The sequence below is a fragment of the Pseudomonas sp. FP1154 genome (assembly GCF_030687245.1).
Lineage (GTDB): Bacteria > Pseudomonadota > Gammaproteobacteria > Pseudomonadales > Pseudomonadaceae > Aquipseudomonas > Aquipseudomonas rhizophila.
Genome location: NZ_CP117465.1, coordinates 3,003,633 through 3,024,527 on the forward strand (window position 1 = coordinate 3,003,633; position 20,895 = coordinate 3,024,527).

A 20,895-nucleotide genomic window follows, 5' to 3' on the forward strand; every position below is an offset into this window, starting at 1 on the left:
TTACCAAGGTTCATCCAGAAAAAGTGGCACACGCAAAGGCTCTATCGGCCCCTCGCGCTGGCCACACATTTCGTCGTGAACGACATGCTGTACCAACATGCAGGGTAACCGCGGCGCGTCACGCAGCAACTCACGCAAATGGGTGGTGGATCGCAAATGCAATGTTCGTCCGGAGTCGTCGAGCAACGTACGAAACCCGCGGTCCAGTCGCGCACGCAACACGTAGATACCGCCCTCCAGCGACCATAACTCCAGCTCGTGTACCCGGCCTTCGATGGCCAGCTCGATCAGGGTTTGCAGGTTCATGGCGCGCCCCCGCCCTGACGACGGAAAAACAGCGTGACCTGGCCCAACTCGACGCCAAACTTGCTCATGCTCGAGCGGTTGATCATCGTGTCTTCGTCCATCAAGTACATCCAGTCGTCAAAAGTCACTTCGTAAGTCGATCCGTCTACTGGCAGGTTCAATCGATAGCGCCAGCGCAGCGCGTTGCCGGCCACCTCTCCCCGCGCCTCGCCGATCACATCGTCGGCGCGACCGCGCCAGAGCCCCGGGCCATCGGGGGTCAGCGTCCATACGCGCCGTTGTCGGCTGCCATCACTGTAGAGAAAGCGCTCATCGAGAATCAGCTGTTCACCTTCACGGTGACTCAATATCTCAACCTCGAAACGCTTGATGACCTCGCCGGAACGTTTTTGATAGATGCCCCAGGCCTTGATTGGCTGACTGAAGAAGCGCACCAGATCCAGCTGCGGTTGCTGGTCGGCATAACGATCGACATTCACGTTCCCGCAACTGGTCAAACTCATCATTAAAAGCAGTCCAACCATTAACCGAGTCATGGTGTTTGCCCCCCTACGCGCGCGTTATTGAGCCCCAACAGCTGTTGCCGCAACTCCGGATGCCGGGTGCGGGGATCGAGCCAGATGGCGAAGAAACTTCGAGCGAACGATGAGTCGGCGACTTCATGGGTCAAGCGCCCGTCGACATAAAAGCGGCAACCCTTGCCGGGCAGGTAAAGCCCGGTGATTTGACTGCCTGGCCTGACGTCGACGAAGGACCGCCGCATGTCATCGCTCCAGCTGTCGAGCTGTACTGGGTCCAGGGATTTACCCGCGATTCGGCGCATCTCCTCGATGCTCGCTTGCACCAAGGTTTGCTTGCTGATCGTGCGGCGGTAATTCAGCTCAAGTGCCAGCGGCGTTTCCAGGCTGGGTTGCAAGGTCGCACTCCATAACCTGGCCTGGTAGAGATCGAACCCGTACCAGGAATAATCGGCTTGCCCCACCAGACGGGCGTCAGGCAGTACCGTGCGCCAGTCGCACAGAGCTTGGCTGGCGTAAAGCACCAAAACGCAGGCCATGAACCGGCTCAGGCTTTTCTTGAACGCAAACGACCTTGCCATTGAAAAAACATCACTGGATTGCCGAAGGTCGCTCAATAGTTGTACATGAAGTATGATTTGTACAGCTTTTTTGAGTGGGTTCGCGAGTTATGGCCTTTTATATCCACCCGTGCTTTGGCGATCTGTGCCTGCCTCGAATCCTTCAGCTAACGTGCTGTTATCGGATAAGGTAGCCTGCGCCCTAATAATGCGCAGTCGCGCTGCTGTAGAAGGAAATGTTAATGCTCGGACGTGAACGGCCGCAGCTAAAGAAAGAAAGTGCTGACGAATCCTTTCCCCCTCAGGTAGCGCGGGCCGGAGCTGCCCTGCGGCTCACCATCACTTTCATGCTGGTGGTGGTGATGGTGTTCCTGGCCGTTGAAGGCTGGAGAACATGGCGTGACTATCGCTCTGCCTTTGCCTCGGCCCGCGATTCGGTGACAAACCTGGCGCGAGCGACGGCCCAGCACGCCGAAGACACCATCCGGCAAGTGGACGTGGTGACCGCAGCACTCAGCGAGCGAGTGGAAGGCGATGGCCTGCAGAACATCGACATCCCGCGCATCCATAAACTGCTGGTGCAACAGTCGGCCATCATGCCGCAGTTGCACGGTTTGTTTATCTACGGCCCCGACGGGCAGTGGATAGTGACAGACAAGCAAACAACGCCAGACTCGGCAAACAATGCCGACCGCGACTACTTCCAGTATCACCGCACCCACGAGGACCGAAGCGTGCGGATCGGCGAAGTGATCAGGAGCCGATCCACCAATGACCTGATCATCCCCATCTCCCGCCGCTTGAACAATCCTGACGGCTCGTTCGCCGGTGTGTTGCTGGGAACGGTCAAGGTCAGCTATTTCGTGGACTACTACGGCGACTTCAAGATCGACGACAAGGGAGCCCTGGTCCTGGCCCTTCGAGATGGCACGATTCTGGTCCGGCGGCCCTTCGTCGCCTCGGTGGTCGGCAAGAGCCTGGTCAATAGCGTGATCTTCCGTGACCACTTGCCCAACTCCAATCAGGGCGTCGCCGAGGCCAGGGCCGTCGTCGACGGCACTGAACGCATTTATGGCTACCGAGCCTTGACCACTTATCCGCTGGTGGTCGAGGCCGGATTGTCTCGCGAATCGATCATCACCCCCTGGCGTCACGATCTGCTCAAGACCGGCTTCGTACTGATATTCCTGATCGTGATACTCGTCGGCTTCGGGCTGATTGTGTTGAGCCAGTTGCGCTACAGAATGACCATGGAGAAACAGATTCGCAGCGCCCACCAAACCATGCGGGACATGGCACTGACCGACAGCCTGACCGGTTTGGGCAACCGCAGACGGCTGGACATTGCATTGGCCGATGAGATTCGCCGGGCCAGGCGTCAGCACGCCTCCTTGGCCTTGATCATGCTTGATGTCGATTACTTCAAACGCTACAACGACAAATACGGCCATGCTGCCGGGGACGACTGTCTGCGCGCGATCGCGGGGGCGATCCAGCAAGCGATCAAACGGCCCGGCGACCTGGCGGTGCGCTACGGGGGTGAAGAATTCACCATTTTGCTGCCCGACACCCACAGCGCGGGGGCCGCCACGATCGCACAAGAGATTCTGGAGTCCATCAGGGCGCTGAACATCGAACACGGCGACCATCCCTTGGGCCTGGTCACCGCCAGCGCGGGCATCACCACCTGCCGGCCAAGCACCGAGGACGTGACCCCGGCCATGCTGATCAAGGCCGCTGATGCGTTCTTGTATCTGGCAAAAAACACCGGGAGAAACCGCTGGTGCAGCCCTGATGCTTCGCCGGGATGACCCACGGGGCGAAGCCGCATATCGGTCATATCGCGCAAATCCAAGTCCACAGGTGCCGGCCGGGCGCCTGGCGGCTACAATGCGCGCTTCGACCGTGATCAGCCTGACTAAAAACAAATGTCCTTGCCCAAACATCATCTGGAATTGCTCAGCCCCGCCCGCGACGTGACCATCGCCCGCGAGGCCATCCTGCATGGCGCTGACGCCGTGTACATCGGTGGCCCGAGTTTCGGCGCGCGTCACAACGCCTGTAACGAGGTGAGTGATATCGCCCGGTTGGTGGAGTTCGCCCATCGCTACCACGCCCGGGTGTTCACCACGATCAACACCATCCTGCATGACAACGAACTGGAGCCGGCCCGCCAGTTGATCCACCAGTTGTACGATGCGGGTGTCGATGCGTTGATCGTCCAGGATTTAGGGGTGATGGAGCTGGACATCCCGCCGATCGAACTGCACGCCAGCACCCAGACCGACATCCGTACCCTGGCACGGGCAAAGTTCCTTGATCAGGCCGGTTTCTCCCAACTGGTACTGGCACGGGAGTTGAACCTGCAGGAAATCCGCGCCATCGCCGACGAAACCGACGCGGCCATCGAGTTCTTTATCCACGGCGCGCTGTGCGTGGCGTTTTCCGGCCAGTGCAATATCTCCCACGCCCAGAACGGCCGCAGCGCCAACCGTGGCGATTGCTCCCAGGCCTGTCGCCTGCCCTACACCCTCAAGGATGATCAGGGCCGGGTGGTTGCCTATGAGAAGCACCTGCTGTCGATGAAGGACAACAACCAGAGCGCCAACATCCGCGCCCTGGTGGAAGCCGGTGTGCGTTCGTTCAAGATCGAAGGACGCTACAAGGACATGGGCTATGTGAAGAACATCACCGCCTACTACCGCCAGCGCCTGGACGATGTCCTCGAAGACCGTCCGGACCTGGCCCGCGCCTCCAGCGGTCGCACCGCGCACTTCTTCCTGCCCGACCCGGAGAAGACGTTCCACCGCGGCAGCACCGACTACTTCGTCAGCGAGCGCAAGATCGACATCGGCGCCTTCGATTCCCCGACCTTTACCGGCGTGCCGGTGGGCGTGGTGGAGAAAGTCGGCAAGCGCGACCTGCAAGTCGTGACCTTTGATCCGCTGTCCAACGGCGATGGCCTCAACGTGCTGGTCAAGCGTGAAGTGGTGGGTTTTCGCGCCAACATCGCCGAGCCCAAGGGCGAATTCGAGGAAGACGGCCAGAAGCGTTACCGCTACCGCGTCGAGCCCAATGAAATGCCGGCAGGGTTGCACACATTACGCCCCAACCACCCGCTGAGTCGTAACCTGGACCACAACTGGCAGCAAGCGCTGCTCAAGACCTCCGCCGAGCGCCGGGTGGGCGTTGCCTGGGTCGCACGCCTGCGTGAAGAGCGCCTGGAGCTGACTGCTACCAGCGAGGAAGGCGTCAGCGCCAGCGTCAGCCTGGACGGGCCATTCGGCCTGGCGAACAAGCCGGAGCAGGCGCTGGAGCAACTGCACGACCTGCTCGGCCAACTGGGCACCACCGAGTACCACGCCACCGCCATCAAGCTGGATGCGCCCCAGGCGTATTTCATTCCCAACTCGCAGCTCAAGGCAGTGCGCCGCGAAGTCATCGAAGCCCTGACCACCGCCCGTGTCGAGGCCCATCCCCGAGGGGGGCGCAAGGCCGAGACCAATCCTCCGCCGGTGTACCCGGAGTCGCACCTGTCGTTCCTGGCCAACGTCTACAACCAGAAGGCCCGGGATTTTTATCATCGCCACGGTGTGAAACTGATCGATGCGGCGTTCGAAGCCCACGAAGAAACCGGTGAAGTGCCGGTGATGATCACCAAGCACTGTCTGCGTTTCTCGTTCAACCTCTGTCCCAAGCAGGCCAAGGGCGTCACCGGCGTGCGCACCAAGGTTGCGCCGATGCAGTTGATCCATGGTGACGAGGTGCTGACGCTGAAGTTCGACTGCAAACCCTGCGAGATGCATGTGGTCGGCAAGATCAAGGGGCACATCCTCGACCTGCCGCTGCCGGGCAGCAGCGCGGAGCCCATCGTCGGTCACATCAGCCCGGAAGACCTGCTCAAGACGATCCCTCGCGCGCCGCATTAAGCAATCGCGAGCAGGCTCGCTCCCACAGGGATTGCAAAGTGGACACAAGATCGTGTGACCACCCCTAATCCCTTGTGGGAGCGAGCCTGCTCGCGATAGCAATGGATCGGCATGCATTAATGTTGATTACAAAACTCCCGGCAGGTCCTTCTCGGTGCTAGGTTGTAAGTGAGTGTTCCATCAATCAGTCACTTCTTTCCCACCGTCTGCAAAGGAATGCCTCTACCAATGAACTTATCCCTCAAGCACCTGGCCGTGAGCACCCTGCTGCTGTCCAGCCTGGCGTCGATCACTCCACCCGCCTTGGCCAACATCACTGCGCAACAGAGTTCGGCCCTTGTCAAAACCCTCGCTGACACCTCCGTCACCGACTTCAGGCAGTTCCTGGGAAACGTGGCCAGAAGCGAGTTGGCCGAAACCGCCAAGCTCGGCCCGGCCATCAGCACGTTCCTCGACAACAAACCCCTTACGGCTGAGCAGCAGAACGAAATTCATCGTCTGCTCGGCCTCTATGCACGGGTGAAATACGGCAACGCCGCCACCGAAACCCTGAGCGAACTGGTGGCGATCCCGACCTTTCGCAAGGACGGTGTTGCCCAGCACGAGAACCCCGAGTTCCTCAAGATCGCGGACAAGATCAAGCGCCTTGCCCTAGCCTTCAACCTGGACTTTCGCAACATCGACAACCGCGTCTACGAGATTTCACTGCATGGCAGTGGCGACGAAGTCGTGGGCATTCACGCCCATGCCGACGTCGTGCCGGTGACCCCGGAAAACTGGGTATTGAAAGACGGCACACGTCTGGATCCGTTCAAGGTCACCTTGGTGGGCGACCGCATGTACGGCCGGGGCACCGAAGATGATAAGAACGGCATTGTCGTGGCGCTGTACGCCATGAAGATCATCAAGGAAGAAAAGCTGCCGCTGGCGAGGAATTTCAAACTGCTGGTAGACACCACCGAGGAAACCACCGGCGACGCCATCCCCTATTACTTCGAGCGCAACCCAACCCCCAACTACAACCTGGCGCTGGATGGCGGCTACCCGGTGGTGATTGCCGAAAAAGGCTATGGCACCGTCATGGCCAACTTCGCCCGGCGTGCGGCCCAGGGCAAAGGCGCTGAGATCACGGCGATGACCGGTGGCCTGGCCACCAATCAGATTCCGTCCACATCGGTCGCTACCTTCGTGGGCGATCAGCCTGCTGAACTGGCCGCGACGCTGCAAAAAGCCGCTTCCGCGTATGCCAAGGGCAATGGCGGCGACTTCCAGGTGACCACCGCGGTCGTCGGTAAAGACGTCAAACTGACCTTCACCGGCGTCTCCGCCCATTCCTCAGAACCAGAGTCCGGGGTCAACCCGGTGGCGAGGATGCTGGACTTCATCAACAGCCTCGAGGGCAAGGTTGCGCTCAAGCACAACCACATCACCGATGCCGCCCGCTATGCCGCCGACAACTGGGGCCTGGACTACCTGGGAAGCAAACTGGGGATTGGCTTTTCCGACGCCTTCATGGGGCCGCTGACCGCTTCCCTGACGTATGTCGGCATGGATGACAAAGCCTTCAAGCTGGCCGTCAATCTGCGCGTGCCGGTGGGCAAGCCGACGGAAGCGATCAAGGCTGAAATCACCGACAAACTGGCCGCCTGGAGCAAGAAGACGGAGGTCACCGTGGCGTTCGATTATTCAATCGATGAGCCGATGTATCGCAACCCGGACGGTGAATGGGTCAAGGCACTGTTGGCCGTGGCCAGCGAAAACCTCGGCATGGAGCACAAGTACGGCACCTCCGCTGGCGCCACTTCGGTTCATGACTTGCCCAACGGCGTGCAGTTCGGCCTGGCCATGCCCGACGTCAAGTACACCGGGCATAACGACAACGAGTTCAAGACCGTCGAGCAGTTTTTGCTGGACCTGCAGATCGTGACCGAGATGATGGGGCGGATCGGACAGTTGCCGAAGTTGTGATCCCCTGTCCGGGAAAATGGGCGTTAATGTGGCGAGGGGATTTATCCCCGCTCGGTTGCGCAGCGACCGCAAATCTTGGGGCCGCTACGCAGCCCAGCGGGGATAAATCCCCTCGCCACAGGTTCACTTCATTCCTTCGGGTGAGTGGCGCTTGGATCGATGACCTTGGCGCTAATGTCCACCAACTCCACCCCCCAATCACCATGCAGGTACCAATCCTCCCCGATCATTTCGGCCGGGTGCATGGTTCGATCCGCACCGTTGCCACACGCCAGGGCACTGGCCGGGCAATAACGGTCGCAGCCCCAGCAAATGCGCTCGGGATGTTTCGGACTGATTGGAAAAGGCTTTGCCATGACGCCCCCGTATAGCCGATGGGTGTGCCTGTACCCTAGCGTGTCAGGGCCGAAGTGCCCTTGATATCGATCAAGAACCACCGGCATGACGGTATCGGCGTTCCTGGCGGGTTAAATGCCCCGAAAATTGACAAGAATCATTATTATTCGCAGCAAAGCTTCCTAGACTCGGCCATCCCTTAGTCCTCAGGAAGTCTTCCCATGCGTACCCTCGCTCCGCTGTCTCTCGCCCTGCTGTTTCTCGCCCCTCTGTCCCAGGCCAAGGAATACCCCATTGGCGAACCTCAAATGTGCCCGGGTCTGGAGGTCGGCGCGGTGTACCTGCAACCGATCGAAATGGCCCCGGCCGGCATGATGCGCCCAACCGCCGAGTCTGACGTTCACCTGGAGGCCGATATCAGGGCCACGGCCGACAACCAGCAAGGTTTCCAGGAAGGCAGCTTCGTGCCCTACCTCAACGTGTCGTTCCAACTGAAAAAACAAGGCAACGACACCCCGCTCAAGGGCGACTTCCACGCCATGGTGGCCAATGACGGGCCGCACTATGGCGACAACGTCAAGCTGCTGGGCCCCGGCAAATACCAATTGACCTTCACCGTCCTGCCGCCCGGCGGCCATGGCTCCCTCGGCCGTCATACCGACAAGGAAACCGGCGTGGCACCGTGGTTCGAGCGCTGTGAACTGCATTACGAATTCGTCTACGCCGGGATTGGCAAAAAAGGCGGGTATTGAAGATGCGTCGTTCAACGAGCCGAACAGCGCGACAGCTGGCCGGGTGGATGCTGGCCGGATTGCTGTTGCCTTCAATCGCCCATGCCCAACTGCTTACTTACGAGTTGAGCATGCGCGACGGCCATTTCACCCCGCCGCTGCTGGAAGTACCGGCCGGGCAGCGCTTCAAGATCGTGCTGAAAAACGTCGGCCAGGGTCCGGCGGAATTCGAGAGCACGCCCCTGCGGGTGGAAAAGGTCCTGTCGCCCGGCGTTACCACGTTTGTCGTCATTCACCCGCTGCGCCCCGGGCACTATCCGTTTTTCGATGAATTCAACCCGCAACTGCCCGAGGCCGGCATCCTCGCCCAGTAGTCGGCGAACAGGAGGTGTTTGCATGACTCAATCCATGTTTATTGTCTGGCGCGAAAGCGTCGAGGCGCTGTTGGTAATCGGCATACTCCAGGCCTGGGTCAGCCGGCAGCAACAGGCCGGTCGCTTGTTGCAGTTCGTGTGGGCTGGCGTGGCGCTGGGTTTGCTGTTGTCGGGCATCTTGGCCGGTCTGATTCTGTTGGTCGGCGAAGCCATGAGCGGCGCGGCCAATGAATGGTTCCAGGCGGCGTTGGCGCTGGTCGCCAGTCTGCTGATCGTGCAAATGGTCGGTTGGATGCACCGAAACGCCGGGACGTTGAAACAGGATCTGACGCGTCACGCCGACCATCGTTTCAGCCGCCAGGGTGGATGGGGGCTGATGGTGTTGGCGCTGCTGGCCGTCAGCCGCGAAGGCAGTGAAACCGTGGTCTTCCTGTATGGCGCCGGGGCGCGTCTGCAAGGGGCGCCACTGGGCTTGTTCGCCGTGGGCGCGGTGGCCGGCCTGCTGCTGGCGCTGCTGACCATCGTCTTGCTGCACGGCAGTCGACGGTTCATCTCATGGCCGCGTTTCTTTGCCATCAGCGAAACCATTCTGTTGTTATTGGGGGCAGCGCTGCTGGTCAACGGCATTGAGCGGATCAGCGGTCAGTTGCTGGCGATGGACTGGCCCGAAGTGGTCTACCAAGGCATCGGCGACGCGCTCTGGGACAGCAGCGCGATATTGGATGACGGCCATGGCCTGGGCGGTTTCCTGGCGGATTTCACCGGCTATCGAGCCAGTCCCAGTGCCATGACCTTGTTGGTGTGGCTCGGCTACTGGCTGGGGGTTGCCGGCTGGCTGCGGCCACGCAAAGCGCAAACGCTGCCATGTCCGACTTGAACCTCTGGCTGCAACGTCTGGGCGACGGCATGCGGCGCCACGGCGCAACCATTCGCGCCGTGCAATGGGCGGTGGTGCTGTTCTATGCGGTGCTGCTGGTGGTGCCGGCGCTGTTGCCATTGCCCAGCAGCCAGGCTCGGCTGTTGGACAACCTCACGCTGCTGGCGCAGTTTATGTTCTGGGGCATCTGGTGGCCTTTCGTGTTGCTGTCGATTGTGCTGTTCGGTCGACTCTGGTGTGGCGTGCTGTGTCCTGAAGGTGCCTTGAGTGAATGGGCCAGCCAGTATGGCAAAGGCCTGGGCGTGCCACGCGGGGTGCGCTGGGCCGGCTGGCCGACCCTGGCGTTCTGCCTGACCACGATCTATGGGCAGTTGATCAGCGTCTATGACTATGCCCAGGCGGCGCTGTTGATCCTGGGGGGCTCGACGGTCGCAGCGGTGATCGTTGGCCTGCTGTTCGCCCGACGCAAGCGAGTGTGGTGCCGCTACCTGTGTCCAGTCAGTGGCGTCTTCGCCCTGCTTGCTCGCCTGGCACCGGTGCACTTCCAGGTGGACGAGCAACGCTGGCTGGAAAACCCCGCGCCGCGCCGCCCGCCTCCCAACTGCGCGCCATTGCTGGACATTCGCCGGATGCGCGGTGCCGCCGATTGCCACGCCTGTGGTCGCTGCAGCGGCCAGCGCGATGCGGTACGCCTGATAGCCCGTTCCAGTAACGAGGAAATCCTTCACTCGAGCGCAACCACCCTTTCGCCTTGGGACGCGCGCTTGTTGTTGTTCGGCGTCATTGGCCTGGCCATGGGAGCTTTTCAGTGGACCGTCAGCCCCTGGTTCATTGCCATGAAGCAGAGCCTGGCCCAATGGCTGGTCGCCCATGAGCTGTTCTGGCCGTTGCAAGACAACGCCCCTTGGTGGTTGCTGACCCACTATCCGCAGCTTAATGACAGTTTCAGTTGGCTCGATGGCTTTTGCATCGTCGCTTATCTGGGCATGAGTGCCTTGCTGTTGGGCACGTCGCTGCTGCTGTTGATGCGCCTGGCGGCAAGACTCTCGGGCGATCCTGCACAGTATTGGCCCTTGGCCATCACCCTGACGCCCCTCGCCGGTGCAGGGTTGTTCCTCGGCTTGTCGGCCACCACCGTCAAACTGCTGCGCTATGAAGGGTTGTTGCTCGACTGGGTACAACCGGCTCGGGCCGCGCTGCTGGTCGCGGCAATCGCCTGGAGTCTGTGGCTGGGCTACAAGCGCCTGGAACATGCAGCCCGCAGGCCCCTCGCAATGGCCTGCCTGGTATTAGCCAATGGCCTGGTGGGTTATGGCTGGTGGTTGCAGTTCTGGGGATGGTGAACACGCAGTGCAAGCGTTGCTCCCACGGTGGATTTGTGTGGTTCACAACATCTGACGCGGGGCTGGCCTAGACCTTGAACCGCGCCACGGTCTCATGCAGTGAGCCGGCCATCTGCGCCAGGTCCTGACCGGCGGTATCGGTATGCCGGGCCCCGAGCAATACCTGTTCGGACAGGTTGCGAATACCCACCAGGTTACGGTCCACTTCCCGGGCTACCAGCGCCTGTTCTTCGGTGGCGCTGGCGATCATCAGGTTGCGCTCGTTGATCTGCGAGATCGAACGGGCGATTTCATCCAGGGCATCGCCGGAGCGGCGGGCCACTTGCAAAGTGGTCTGCACCAGTTCGCTGTTGCTTTGCATGGCGGTCACGGCGTGCTCGCTGTCCTGGCGGATGTTGCCGATCATCTCCTCGATTTCCCGAGTCGAATCCTGGGTGCGATGGGCCAGTGCCCGGACTTCGTCGGCCACCACGGCAAAACCACGCCCGGCATCGCCAGCGCGGGCTGCTTCAATGGCGGCGTTCAAGGCCAGCAGATTGGTTTGATCGGCAATGCCGCGGATCACGTCCAACACCGAACTGATGTGCTCGACCCTGCCTGCCAACTGCTGGATGCGTCCCGAAGAGTCCGTCACCCCAAGCGCCAATGCGCTGATCGAAGCAACGGTCTCCTGAACCTGCTCACGACCACGCTGGGCGGTTTGCTCGGAAATCCGCGAGGCTTCGCTGGTACTCACCGCATTGCGCGCCACTTCGTCCACCGCCGCCGTCATCTGGTTCACGGCCGCCGCGGCCTGTTCGATTTCCTGGCCTTGCAGTTCCAGGGTGCTGTTGGTCTGACTGCTCACCGCACTCAGCTCTTCGGAGGAACTGGCCACCCGATCCACCGAAGCCGCAATGTGCCGGACCATGCTGTTGAGGCTCTGCTGCATGTCATGCATGTTGCTCATTACGCTGTCGTTTGCACTCCCGGCGTCCAGCGGCACGCGGATCGTCAAGTCGCCTTGGGCAATCTGGCTCAGCACCCGCGCCGCATCATCGGGCTCGCCACCCAGCGGACGGGTCACGCTGCGGGTCACCAGGACCGCAACGGTACTGACCAGGGCCAGGCAGGCCAGCACCAGTGTCAGCATGTTGCGCCGCGCGTCGCTGTAGCGCGCCTGGGCCAGCTGTTCACGCTCGACAAACAACCGGCCCTGCATCGCCATCAACCCTTCCAGGCTTTTGTAGACCTCAAGCTCGGCCGGCATCACGCCCTGCTTGAGTTGTGTCATCGCGTCGTCCATCGCACCCTGGCGAATCAGCGCCTGCACCTGAACGAACGCGGCCACGTACGCCTCACGGTGCTTCTTCAGTGCCGCATACGCCGCTTTGCCTTCCGGCTGATCGAACAGCGGCTCCAGCGTGGTAAAGGCCTGGGTAATACGTTGCCGGGTCATGTCGATCGATTGCTGGACCTGCGCGTTGTTCTTGTCGATCAACAGGTCCCGGGTGTTCCTGGCGTTATCGCGCACACCCGTGGCGATCACCATGATCGGGTCGATCTTCGGCCAATCCTGTCTGACGATTTGCACCGCCTGGTCGCGCAGCGTGGCCAGGTCGTTCAAGGCGTATAACGCCAGGGCGATCAACGCCAGTGGCGCGATGGCAAAACCGATCACGATACGGTGGGCAGTGGTGAGTCTGGTCATATCAAATGCTCCCTGTTCAACTACCTGCCGATTGGCAGCGCATTTGAAAACCATAAAAAAAGCCATAAAAAAGGGCGGCCCGGCGATCCCGAACCGCTGCCGGTCGTTCATCCCCGGGGACGGTCAACTGCGTAAAACGAACGAGGGAAACAACTCGCGCATGGCGGCCCACAACTCCGGCTGCAAGGCCTGTGCCGAAACACTGGAAAGATGGGGGTCGAGCATCCGGGCCGTGCGCACCAGTTGCACAGCGAAACGCGTGACGCCCTGCTCGCTCAGGCGGCGAGCCAGGGTCAACAACCGTTCGGGATCGAACAAATGCCAATGCACGGTGGTCCGGCATTCATAATCCACGCCGCTGGCCAGCAGATAGTCGAGGCTGCGCCAGTTGGCGGCACCGCTGCCATGAACCCGAGTCACGTCCAGGGCGTCTTCGGGCAAGGCCTTGATGTCGAAGCCAACCCAGTCGGCTTGCCCGACCACTTTGGCGAAGGCCGCCGGTTTGATGCCGGCGCTGTGCAGGCCGATGCGAAAACCCATCTGCCGCACTTGCTCCATGGCTGGCGCCAGGCCCTCCTGCAGGGTCGGCTCACCACCGCTGAACACCACGGCGTCAAGCAGATCCTGGCGACGTTGCAAAAATGCCAACACCCGACACCAATCCACCTCTTCGCTGCCGCGCGGCGGGATCAGTTGCGGGTTGTGGCAATAACGACAACGCCAGGCGCAGCCCTGGCAAAACAGTACGCAAGCCAGTTGGCCCGGATAATCGAGGGTGGTCAGGGGCACCATGCCCCCAACCCGTAGCGCTCGACTCATGGACGCCCGGCCGCGCTTTCAGTGAAGTGAACCCGTTCGCGATGCTCGGACTGTTTGCCTGGGTTGAAGGCCGCCACCGGACGGTGATAACCCATCACGCGGGTCCAGACTTCGCAACGTTGACGCTGTGCCTGCGGAAGAGATTGTGATGCGTTCATGGATGAAGCTCCTTGCGGTCGATGGATCGGATCAGTGAACGCTGCCTGCCAACTGCTGTTGCAACAGCAAGGCCTCGTCGCATTTGGGGCAAAACTCATGTTCGCCGGCCAGGTAGCCGTGGACCGGGCAGATGGAAAACGTCGGCGTGATGGTCAGGTACGGCAGCCGGAAGCGTCCCAGGGCCTTGCGCACCAGCTGCTTGCAGGCCTGTGTGGAGGAAATCTGCTCGGCCATGTACAGGTGCAGCACGGTGCCGCCGGTGTATTTGCATTGCAGTTCGTCTTGCAGCTCCAAGGCTTCGAACGGATCGTCGGTGAAGCCCACCGGCAACTGCGACGAGTTGGTGTAATACGGGGCGATCGGGCTGCCGGCCTGCAAGATATCGGGGTAACGCTTGAGGTCTTCCTTGGCGAAACGGTAGGTGGTGCCCTCGGCAGGGGTGGCTTCCAGGTTGTAGAGGTGGCCGGTTTCTTCCTGAAAGCGCAGCAGCGTGGCGCGCACGTGATCCAGCAGTTTCAGGGCGAATGCCCGGCCTTGCTCGGTATGCAGGCCTTGCTGGTCATCGGTGAAATTGCGCAGCATTTCGTGCAGGCCGTTCACGCCGATGGTGGAGAAGTGATTACGCAGGGTGCCCAGGTAGCGCTTGGTGTACGGGTACAGCCCGGCGTCCATGTGGTGCTGGATGACCTTGCGCTTGACCTCCAGGCTCTCCTTCGCCAGTTCCATCAGCGTATCGATGCGTTGCAGCAATGCGCTGGTATCGCCTTTGTACAGGTAGCCCAGTCGTGCGCAGTTGATCGTCACCACACCTAGTGAGCCGGTCTGTTCCGCCGAGCCGAACAGGCCTCCTCCGCGCTTGAGCAACTCGCGCACATCCAGTTGCAGGCGGCAGCACATCGAGCGCACCTGGTTGGGTTGCATGTCCGAGTTGAGGAAGTTCTGGAAATACGGCAGACCGTAGCGGGCGGTCATCTCGAACAAGCGGTCGGCGTTCTCGCTGTCCCACGGGAAGTCATGGGTGATGTTGTAGGTCGGGATCGGGAAAGTGAACACCCGGCCCTTTGCATCACCGGCCTGCATCACCTCGATGTAGGCGCGATTGATCAATTCCATTTCCACTTGCAGATCACCGTAGGCGAACGGCATCTCCTCGCCACCGATCACCGGAATCTGTTCACGCAGATCCTCCGGGCAGACCCAGTCGAACGTAAGGTTGGTAAAAGGTGTTTGCGTACCCCAGCGTGACGGGACGTTGAGGTTGTAGATGAACTCCTGCAACGACTGGCGGACCTCGTCATAGCTGAGTCTGTCCTTGCGCACATACGGCGCCAGGTAGGTGTCGAACGAGCTGAACGCCTGGGCACCGGCCCATTCGTTTTGCAGCGTGCCGAGGAAATTCACCATCTGCCCCAAGGCGCTGCTCAAATGTTTGGGCGGCCCGGCCTCAACCCGTCCCGGCACCCCATTGAGGCCTTCGTGCAGCAGCGTGCGCAGCGACCAGCCGGCGCAGTAACCGGCGAGCATGTCGAGGTCGGGGATATGCAGGTCGGCCTCGCGGTGCGCCTGGCCGATGGCCTGGCTGTAGACCTCGTCGAGCCAATAGTTGGCGGTGACCTTGCCCGATACGTTGAGGATCAGCCCACCGAGGGAGTAACCCTGGTTGGCATTGGCCTGTACGCGCCAGTCTTCGCGGTCCAGGTATTCGTTCATCGAGGTGGCGACTTCCACCAGGGTGCGACGATCCCGGCGCAGGCGTCCATGTTGCTCGCGGTAGACGATATAGGCACGCATGGCCAGAAAGAAACCGGCGTCCATCAGCACTCGCTCGACACGGTCCTGGATCTGCTCGACGCTCAAGCGCGTCTGTCCTTCCAATCGCGTCAGCACCGCTTCCAGCAGCCCTTCAGCCTCCCCCTCAGCGTATTCGCCGGTGGCCTTGCCGGCGGCGATCAGCGCCTGGCGGATCTTGTCCGCGTCGAAGGCAACCACACTGCCATCGCGCTTGTGCAAGCGGTTACAGCCTACTGAGATCAACGTGCTCTGCATTTTGGCTCCAGACACTACATATAGATAATTAACAATCTTCAAACACAATATGCAGTGGAGAGTACGGCCAAAAGTCAGGGTTGCAATTGATCGATATCAAGAATCGAGGGTGGATCAGCCCTTGAGATGTCGACCGGTATAACCCATCGCGAGCAGGCTCGCTCCCACATGGGTTTTCAGGTGTCTGCTCTTTCTGCGTACACCACAAATCCCTGTGGGAGCGAGCCTGCTCGCGATAACGGCGGTCCATTCAACATCTGCGCTGAGGCTCACCCACCACTCATGTTCATGAACCGCACAATCTGCACTTCCCCGCCAGGGTTGAAGTCGTGACGCAGGGGTTTGCCGCGCAGCGCCTGTTGTACCGCCTGGATCAGCGGTTGATCGTCCAGCGGATAGCGCCGCAACAAACTGCGCAGGTCCAGAGAATCTTCCTGTCCCAGGCACAGCAGCAACCGCCCTTCAACGGTCATGCGCACCCGGTTGCAACTGGCGCAAAAGTTGTGGGTATTGGGGGAAATGAAACCGATCCGGGTCTGCGCGTGCTGCTCCAGGCGCACATAACGCGCCGGGCCGCCGCTGTTTTCGGTGCTGTCGAGCAAGCGGTGATGATTGGCAATGACCGCCCGCACCTCATCGCTGGAACAGAACGACTCGCCCCGGGCACGCCCGACCTCACCCAAGGGCATTTCCTCGATGAAGCTGATGTCGATGCGTTGCTCGATGGCGTACTGCACCAGCGCCGGGACTTCATCGAAGTTGCGCCCTTTCATCACCACGCAGTTGAGCTTGATCCGCTCGAACCCTGCGCCCTTCGCCGCTTCAATGCCCGCCAGCACCCGATCCAGATCGCCGTTGCGGGTGATCGCCCGAAAGCGCTCGCCATCCAGACTGTCCAGGCTGATGTTCATGCGCTTGACCCCGGCATCGACCAGCGGCCGGGCCAGTCGCCCCAGCTGCGAACCGTTGCTGGTCATCACCAGTTCCCGCAGGCCGGGCAATGCCGCGATGTCGCGACACAACCCGACGATGCCCGGACGGATCAGCGGTTCGCCACCGGTCAGGCGGATTTTCTTGACCCCCAGCCCCACGAACAACCGCGCCAATCGGTGCAGTTCCTCCAGGGTCAACACCTGCTGGCGCGGCAGGAAGGTCATGTTTTTCGCCATGCAATACACACAGCGAAAATCACAACGATCGGTCACCGACATCCGCAGATAATCGATCTGGCGCCCAAATCCGTCCTGCAACACGGCGTTCATGTCTGTCCCCTGATTGAGCCGGTGCTCACTGCACCAGCGGCGAGTCGGCGCCCTGAAGATGAATGCCGCGAATGTCCGCCGCACCGATCAGGGTTTGCAGGTACTGCACCAGCGCCTTCTGCCACACGCCTTGTTGCAGCTGGGTGCGAATCGCCGTCGCCACCGCCTCATAAGGCAACGGTTGGCCTTCGACACGCTGATCGATGCTGATCACATGCCAGCCGTAGCGGCTTTCCAGCGGTTTGCCCACCAGGCCCGCCGGCAAGGCAAACAACTGGCGCTCCAGTTCGGGCACGGTCTGGCCCTTACTGATCTGCCCCAGCGAGCCGCCCTGAGCCTTGGACGGGCAGGCCGAGTGGTTCAACGCCAGTTCGGCAAAGCTACCGGGGAACTCGTCCAGGCGTTGCAGCAGGGTTTCGGCCTGGCCGTGAGCCTGGTCGCGCGCTTCGGCGTCGTCCGGTGCGCATTCGAGCAGAATGTGCCGCACCGCCAGCAAGGGGGCGCTGTGAAAGCGCGCCCGATTGCTTTCGTAGTAGCGCAGACAGGTCGCCTCATCACATTGCGGCACCTGCACCTCACGCTCGAGCAACAGCCGCGTGGCCGCCTCCTCTTCGTTTTCACCGGCGCCCACCTGCAACGCCAGCCCCAGCTCGGCAATGCGTTGCTGGAGCAACTCCCGGATCACCAACGCCCGGGCCGCCTGGTAGACCGCATCCTCGCGGCTCTCAGCCGGGTGATACTGCAGCTCCTGGGCCATCGCCTGGGGTGTGATCGACACCCCGTTGACGCTGATGATCGGCCACTCCTGCTCACTGCTGGCAATCAATTGTGCCGGGGCTTCCTCACCGGCCACCGGCCCGGCCTGGGCCGGTTCGAACTGCACCGCGCCCGCCGGCTCGATATCGCTGAGCGGCGGGGTCACTGGCGCTGCTTTCGCTGAAGAACCGCAGCCGCCGCTGCCCCCGTTACCGCCGCCACATCCGCATCCACTAGCCATGATCGTCTCCTTAGAACTTCTGCCGCACGATTTGATAACGACGCCCCAGGTACCAGACCGGCGCACTGACGATATGGACGAGACGGGTAAACGGGAACAGCACGAACAGGGTCAGGCCCAGTACCACATGAAGCTTGTAGACCAAGCCCACCGGCGCAATGGCCGCGGCCGCCTCCACCGGACGCAACAGCACAGTGTTCTGTGCCCAGTCGGCCAGCATCACCATCACCGAACCGTCCATATGGGCGGTGGATGCCACAATGGTCATCAACCCCAACACCAGTTGCACCAGCAGCACCACCAACACCAGGATGTCCGACGTGCTGGACGTGGCGCGCACTCGCGGGTCGCTCAGCCGCCGGTTGAGCAGCATCACCAGACCGATCAGACCCAGCACTCCAAAGAACCCGCCGGACACCATCGCCAGCAACTGTTTGTTCTCAGTGCTCAACACATGGTGATAGATCGCCGCCGGCGTCAGCAGGCCGACAAAGTGGCCGGCCAGGACGAACAACACACCGACATGGAACAGGTTGCTCGCCACGCGCATGCCACGGTTGCTCAGCATCTGGCTGGAGCCGGCCTTCCAGGTGTACTGGGACAGGTCAAACCGCGCCCAACTGCCGATCAGGCAAATCGCCAAGGCGACATAGGGGTAGACCCCGAACATCAACAGATCCCATTTAGACATTGCCCACCTCCCCGGCGGGCGCAGCGGCCCGTCCTTCATGCTGAAAATCCACCCAATGCAACGGCACCGCGCTTTCGTCCCGGGCCTTGCCCGGCGCACTCGGCAGCGAACTGCAACGGTCCTGCTGCTCGGCCTTCATGAAATCCACCGCTTCCTCTTCCCAGATCCTGTCCAGGGCTTCGAGGGAGTCGTCGCGTGGCTCGGCCTTGACCTGCTCACGCAACTCGGCCACCGCCACCTGGGGCTCGGCCCCAGCGATTTGCAGCAAGGCCCGGAAACAACTGGCGTAGGCACTCTCGCGCTCTTCCAGACGCGCCGCCAGCAAGGCCAGCAGATGCGCCACATCGGCCAGTCCTTCGCGGGCCTCGATGTCTTCGCGGGTGGAGAGAAACTCCAGGTACAGCGGGATGTAATCGGGCAGTTCCTTCACGCCGATGGCAAAACCGGCCTCTTCGTACTGGGCCATCATGTCCACCATGGCCTGGCCCCGGTCGCGGGACTCGCCATGGACGTGTTCGAACAGCAGCAGCGACAGCGAGCGCCCACGGCCGAACAGCGCGCCGTAGTGCTCCTGGCCGTCCATCAGGTCCTGGCCACAGATCAGTTCCAGCAACTCGAACAGCGCAGCGCGCTGCTTCGGGCTGATTTCCCGTGCCTGCACAATCGCCTGCTCCAGCTCGTCGCGACCGGCCACCAGGGTTTCGGTCGGATAATCGAGCAGCAACGAAATCACCTTGAGAATGCGCATGTTCATTCCTCCCACAACTGCACGGTTTTGATGACGTCGCGGCGGTTGGCCTTCTTGGCGCCGAACATGTTGGTGTCGGTACTGCCGCTGCAACCGCTGCCGAAACTGAAACCACAACCGGAGCGTTCGGCGAACGCATCGCTCATGGCGTCTTCGCGGTGGGCGCTTGGTACGACAAAACGGTCTTCGTAGTTGGCGATGGCCAGATAGCGGTACATCTCTTCCACCTGGTTCACGCTCAGGCCGACATCGGCCAGCACTTGCAGGTCCTGCACGCCGTCCACCTGTTCGGAACGCTTGTAGGCACGCATCGCCAGCAGGCGCTTGAGGGCGCGCTTGACCGGTTTTTCATCGCCGGCGGTGAGCATGTTGGCCAGGTAGCGCAGCGGAATGCGCAGGCTGTCGACGTCCGGGATCACCCCGTTCATGCCCACGGTGCCGGCCGCCGCAGCGTTCTGGATCGGCGACAGTGGCGGCACGTACCAGACCATTGGCAAGGTGCGGTATTCCGGGTGCAACGGCAGCGCGAGTTTCCAGTCCACGGCCATTTTGTAGACCGGCGAGCGTTGCGCCGAGTCGATCACCGACTGCGGCACGCCGTCGGCCAGGGCCTGGCGAATCACCGCCGGGTCGTTCGGGTCGAGGAAGATCTCCAGTTGCTTCTCATACAGATCGTGCTCGTTGGCGGTGCTCGCCACTTCGCTGATGCGGTCGGCGTCGTACAGCAACACCCCGAGGTAGCGGATGCGGCCGACGCAGGTTTCAGCGCAAACCGTCGGCATCCCGGCTTCGATGCGCGGGTAGCAGAAAATGCATTTCTCCGATTTGCCGCTCTTCCAGTTGAAATAGATTTTCTTGTACGGGCAGCCGCTGATGCACATGCGCCAGCCGCGGCATTTCTCCTGGTCAATCAGGACGATGCCGTCCTCCTCGCGCTTGTAGATCGCCCCGCTCGGGCAGGACGCCGCGCACGCCGGGTTCAGGCAGTGCTCGCACAGGCGCGGCAGGTACATCATGAAGGTGTTTTCGTACTCGCCGTAAATGTCCGCCTGGATCTGGTCGAAGTTCTTGTCCTTGCGCCGCTTGGCAAACTCGGTGCCCAGGATCTCCTCCCAGTTCGGGCCCCACTCGATTTTCTCCATGCGCTTGCCGGACACCAGCGAGCGCGGCCGTGCGGTGGGCTGATGCTCGCCCAAAGGCGCGGTGTGCAGGTGCTGGTAGTCGAAGTCGAACGGTTCGTAGTAATCGTCCAGGCTCGGCAAGTCCGGGTTGGCGAAGATGTTCGCCAGCACGCGGAACTTGCCGCCGATGCGTGGGTTGATCGAACCGTCGGCGTTACGGATCCAGCCGCCCTTCCACTTGTCCTGGTTTTCCCACTCTTTGGGGTAGCCGATGCCAGGCTTGGATTCGACGTTGTTGAACCAGGCGTATTCCATGCCTTCGCGGCTGGTCCAGACGTTCTTGCAGGTAATCGAGCAGGTGTGACAGCCGATGCATTTGTCCAGGTTCAGGACCATGCCGATTTGTGAGCGAATTTTCAT

20 protein-coding genes are annotated in these 20,895 nt (G+C 61.3%); 7 read left to right on the forward strand and 13 right to left on the reverse strand.

The window, feature by feature from the left end; translation table 11 throughout:
- From PSH91_RS13550 to PSH91_RS13560, 3 genes are read right to left on the reverse strand one after another with little or no spacing between them, the layout of a single operon-like run.
- The gene (locus tag PSH91_RS13550; RefSeq protein WP_047229154.1) at positions 1-306 is read right to left on the reverse strand and encodes a DUF6482 family protein; all 306 of its coding nucleotides are present in this window, start codon (positions 304-306) and stop codon (positions 1-3) included.
- Positions 303-842 carry a DUF3833 domain-containing protein gene (locus PSH91_RS13555; RefSeq protein WP_047229155.1) on the reverse strand — a complete coding sequence of 180 codons (540 nt, stop codon included), beginning with the start codon at positions 840-842 and terminating at the stop codon, positions 303-305. The genes PSH91_RS13550 and PSH91_RS13555 overlap by 4 nt, the downstream gene beginning before the upstream one ends.
- Positions 839-1,405, reverse strand: coding sequence for a chalcone isomerase family protein (locus PSH91_RS13560; protein ID WP_047229156.1), 567 nt, complete (start codon positions 1,403-1,405; stop codon positions 839-841). The genes PSH91_RS13555 and PSH91_RS13560 overlap by 4 nt, the downstream gene beginning before the upstream one ends.
- Before the next feature lie 221 nt (positions 1,406-1,626).
- On the opposite strand from PSH91_RS13560, the gene PSH91_RS13565 reads away from it, so the two are divergent.
- The 3 genes from PSH91_RS13565 (at position 1,627) to PSH91_RS13575 (ending at position 7,281) form a co-directional block, all read left to right on the forward strand.
- Positions 1,627-3,195 (forward strand): sensor domain-containing diguanylate cyclase, encoded by a 1,569-nt coding sequence (locus tag PSH91_RS13565; RefSeq protein WP_139050017.1) that lies wholly within the window; start codon positions 1,627-1,629, stop codon positions 3,193-3,195.
- A gap of 117 nt (positions 3,196-3,312) precedes the next feature.
- Complete coding sequence (locus PSH91_RS13570) at positions 3,313-5,313, forward strand: U32 family peptidase (RefSeq protein ID WP_305465875.1); 2,001 nt, start codon at positions 3,313-3,315, stop codon at positions 5,311-5,313.
- Between the two features lie 228 nt (positions 5,314-5,541).
- The gene (locus PSH91_RS13575; RefSeq protein WP_305465877.1) at positions 5,542-7,281 is read left to right on the forward strand and encodes a dipeptidase; all 1,740 of its coding nucleotides are present in this window, start codon (positions 5,542-5,544) and stop codon (positions 7,279-7,281) included.
- Between the two features lie 128 nt (positions 7,282-7,409).
- On the opposite strand, the gene PSH91_RS13580 is transcribed toward PSH91_RS13575, so the two are convergent.
- Positions 7,410-7,637 carry a DUF3079 domain-containing protein gene (locus PSH91_RS13580; protein WP_076384533.1) on the reverse strand — a complete coding sequence of 76 codons (228 nt, stop codon included), beginning with the start codon at positions 7,635-7,637 and terminating at the stop codon, positions 7,410-7,412.
- Positions 7,638-7,838: 201 nt separating this feature from the next.
- Between PSH91_RS13580 and PSH91_RS13585 the strand changes: the two genes are divergently transcribed.
- The 4 genes from PSH91_RS13585 to PSH91_RS13600 are packed head-to-tail and all read left to right on the forward strand — an operon-like array spanning position 7,839 to position 10,942.
- Positions 7,839-8,369, forward strand: coding sequence for an iron transporter (locus PSH91_RS13585; RefSeq protein WP_047229160.1), 531 nt, complete (start codon positions 7,839-7,841; stop codon positions 8,367-8,369).
- A 2-nt stretch (positions 8,370-8,371) separates the two neighbouring features.
- A complete protein-coding gene (locus tag PSH91_RS13590) occupies positions 8,372-8,722 on the forward strand; it encodes a cupredoxin domain-containing protein (protein WP_370695158.1) in 351 nt (116 codons plus the stop codon).
- 22 nt (positions 8,723-8,744) lie between these two features.
- Positions 8,745-9,599, forward strand: a complete 855-nt coding sequence (locus PSH91_RS13595; protein WP_305465879.1) for an FTR1 family protein — start codon at positions 8,745-8,747, stop codon at positions 9,597-9,599.
- Complete coding sequence (locus tag PSH91_RS13600) at positions 9,587-10,942, forward strand: 4Fe-4S binding protein (RefSeq protein ID WP_305465880.1); 1,356 nt, start codon at positions 9,587-9,589, stop codon at positions 10,940-10,942. The genes PSH91_RS13595 and PSH91_RS13600 overlap by 13 nt, the downstream gene beginning before the upstream one ends.
- Positions 10,943-11,009: 67 nt before the next feature.
- Here PSH91_RS13600 and PSH91_RS13605 read toward each other — a convergent pair whose 3' ends face one another.
- The 9 genes from PSH91_RS13605 to narH form a co-directional block, all read right to left on the reverse strand.
- A complete protein-coding gene (locus PSH91_RS13605; protein ID WP_305465882.1) occupies positions 11,010-12,632 on the reverse strand; it encodes a methyl-accepting chemotaxis protein in 1,623 nt (540 codons plus the stop codon).
- Between the two features lie 123 nt (positions 12,633-12,755).
- The gene (locus tag PSH91_RS13610) at positions 12,756-13,451 is read right to left on the reverse strand and encodes an anaerobic ribonucleoside-triphosphate reductase activating protein (RefSeq protein ID WP_305465884.1); all 696 of its coding nucleotides are present in this window, start codon (positions 13,449-13,451) and stop codon (positions 12,756-12,758) included.
- Entirely contained in the window at positions 13,448-13,609 is a 162-nt protein-coding gene (gene nrdD / locus PSH91_RS13615) for an anaerobic ribonucleoside-triphosphate reductase (protein ID WP_003182303.1), read from the reverse strand. The genes PSH91_RS13610 and nrdD overlap by 4 nt, the downstream gene beginning before the upstream one ends.
- A 31-nt stretch (positions 13,610-13,640) precedes the next feature.
- Positions 13,641-15,656, reverse strand: coding sequence for a ribonucleoside triphosphate reductase (locus tag PSH91_RS13620; protein ID WP_305465886.1), 2,016 nt, complete (start codon positions 15,654-15,656; stop codon positions 13,641-13,643).
- Positions 15,657-15,925: 269 nt separating this feature from the next.
- Positions 15,926-16,918, reverse strand: coding sequence for a GTP 3',8-cyclase MoaA (moaA, locus tag PSH91_RS13625; RefSeq protein WP_305465887.1), 993 nt, complete (start codon positions 16,916-16,918; stop codon positions 15,926-15,928).
- A gap of 25 nt (positions 16,919-16,943) precedes the next feature.
- Positions 16,944-17,915, reverse strand: coding sequence for a peptidylprolyl isomerase (locus tag PSH91_RS13630; protein WP_076384519.1), 972 nt, complete (start codon positions 17,913-17,915; stop codon positions 16,944-16,946).
- 10 nt (positions 17,916-17,925) lie between these two features.
- A complete protein-coding gene (gene narI, locus PSH91_RS13635; protein WP_047229169.1) occupies positions 17,926-18,606 on the reverse strand; it encodes a respiratory nitrate reductase subunit gamma in 681 nt (226 codons plus the stop codon).
- Positions 18,599-19,354: a nitrate reductase molybdenum cofactor assembly chaperone gene (gene narJ / locus PSH91_RS13640; protein ID WP_047229170.1), complete on the reverse strand. Its 756-nt coding sequence runs from the start codon at positions 19,352-19,354 to the stop codon at positions 18,599-18,601. Before narJ ends, narI begins: the two co-directional genes overlap by 8 nt.
- 2 nt (positions 19,355-19,356) lie before the next feature.
- Positions 19,357-20,895: a nitrate reductase subunit beta gene (gene narH / locus PSH91_RS13645; RefSeq protein WP_047229171.1), complete on the reverse strand. Its 1,539-nt coding sequence runs from the start codon at positions 20,893-20,895 to the stop codon at positions 19,357-19,359.

What these genes read in the sequence shown, in the direction of transcription:
- PSH91_RS13550 (WP_047229154.1), bottom strand. Translation starts at nt 306, where the DNA reads ATGAACCTGCAAACCCTGATCGAGCTGGCCATCGAAGGCCGGGTACAC.
- PSH91_RS13555 (WP_047229155.1), bottom strand. Translation starts at nt 842, where the DNA reads ATGACTCGGTTAATGGTTGGACTGCTTTTAATGATGAGTTTGACCAGT.
- PSH91_RS13560 (WP_047229156.1), bottom strand. Translation starts at nt 1,405, where the DNA reads ATGGCAAGGTCGTTTGCGTTCAAGAAAAGCCTGAGCCGGTTCATGGCC.
- PSH91_RS13565 (WP_139050017.1), top strand. Translation starts at nt 1,627, where the DNA reads ATGCTCGGACGTGAACGGCCGCAGCTAAAGAAAGAAAGTGCTGACGAA.
- PSH91_RS13570 (WP_305465875.1), top strand. Translation starts at nt 3,313, where the DNA reads ATGTCCTTGCCCAAACATCATCTGGAATTGCTCAGCCCCGCCCGCGAC.
- PSH91_RS13575 (WP_305465877.1), top strand. Translation starts at nt 5,542, where the DNA reads ATGAACTTATCCCTCAAGCACCTGGCCGTGAGCACCCTGCTGCTGTCC.
- PSH91_RS13580 (WP_076384533.1), bottom strand. Translation starts at nt 7,637, where the DNA reads ATGGCAAAGCCTTTTCCAATCAGTCCGAAACATCCCGAGCGCATTTGC.
- PSH91_RS13585 (WP_047229160.1), top strand. Translation starts at nt 7,839, where the DNA reads ATGCGTACCCTCGCTCCGCTGTCTCTCGCCCTGCTGTTTCTCGCCCCT.
- PSH91_RS13590 (WP_370695158.1), top strand. Translation starts at nt 8,372, where the DNA reads ATGCGTCGTTCAACGAGCCGAACAGCGCGACAGCTGGCCGGGTGGATG.
- PSH91_RS13595 (WP_305465879.1), top strand. Translation starts at nt 8,745, where the DNA reads ATGACTCAATCCATGTTTATTGTCTGGCGCGAAAGCGTCGAGGCGCTG.
- PSH91_RS13600 (WP_305465880.1), top strand. Translation starts at nt 9,587, where the DNA reads ATGTCCGACTTGAACCTCTGGCTGCAACGTCTGGGCGACGGCATGCGG.
- PSH91_RS13605 (WP_305465882.1), bottom strand. Translation starts at nt 12,632, where the DNA reads ATGACCAGACTCACCACTGCCCACCGTATCGTGATCGGTTTTGCCATC.
- PSH91_RS13610 (WP_305465884.1), bottom strand. Translation starts at nt 13,451, where the DNA reads ATGAGTCGAGCGCTACGGGTTGGGGGCATGGTGCCCCTGACCACCCTC.
- nrdD (WP_003182303.1), bottom strand. Translation starts at nt 13,609, where the DNA reads ATGAACGCATCACAATCTCTTCCGCAGGCACAGCGTCAACGTTGCGAA.
- PSH91_RS13620 (WP_305465886.1), bottom strand. Translation starts at nt 15,656, where the DNA reads ATGCAGAGCACGTTGATCTCAGTAGGCTGTAACCGCTTGCACAAGCGC.
- moaA (WP_305465887.1), bottom strand. Translation starts at nt 16,918, where the DNA reads ATGAACGCCGTGTTGCAGGACGGATTTGGGCGCCAGATCGATTATCTG.
- PSH91_RS13630 (WP_076384519.1), bottom strand. Translation starts at nt 17,915, where the DNA reads ATGGCTAGTGGATGCGGATGTGGCGGCGGTAACGGGGGCAGCGGCGGC.
- narI (WP_047229169.1), bottom strand. Translation starts at nt 18,606, where the DNA reads ATGTCTAAATGGGATCTGTTGATGTTCGGGGTCTACCCCTATGTCGCC.
- narJ (WP_047229170.1), bottom strand. Translation starts at nt 19,354, where the DNA reads ATGCGCATTCTCAAGGTGATTTCGTTGCTGCTCGATTATCCGACCGAA.
- narH (WP_047229171.1), bottom strand. Translation starts at nt 20,895, where the DNA reads ATGAAAATTCGCTCACAAATCGGCATGGTCCTGAACCTGGACAAATGC.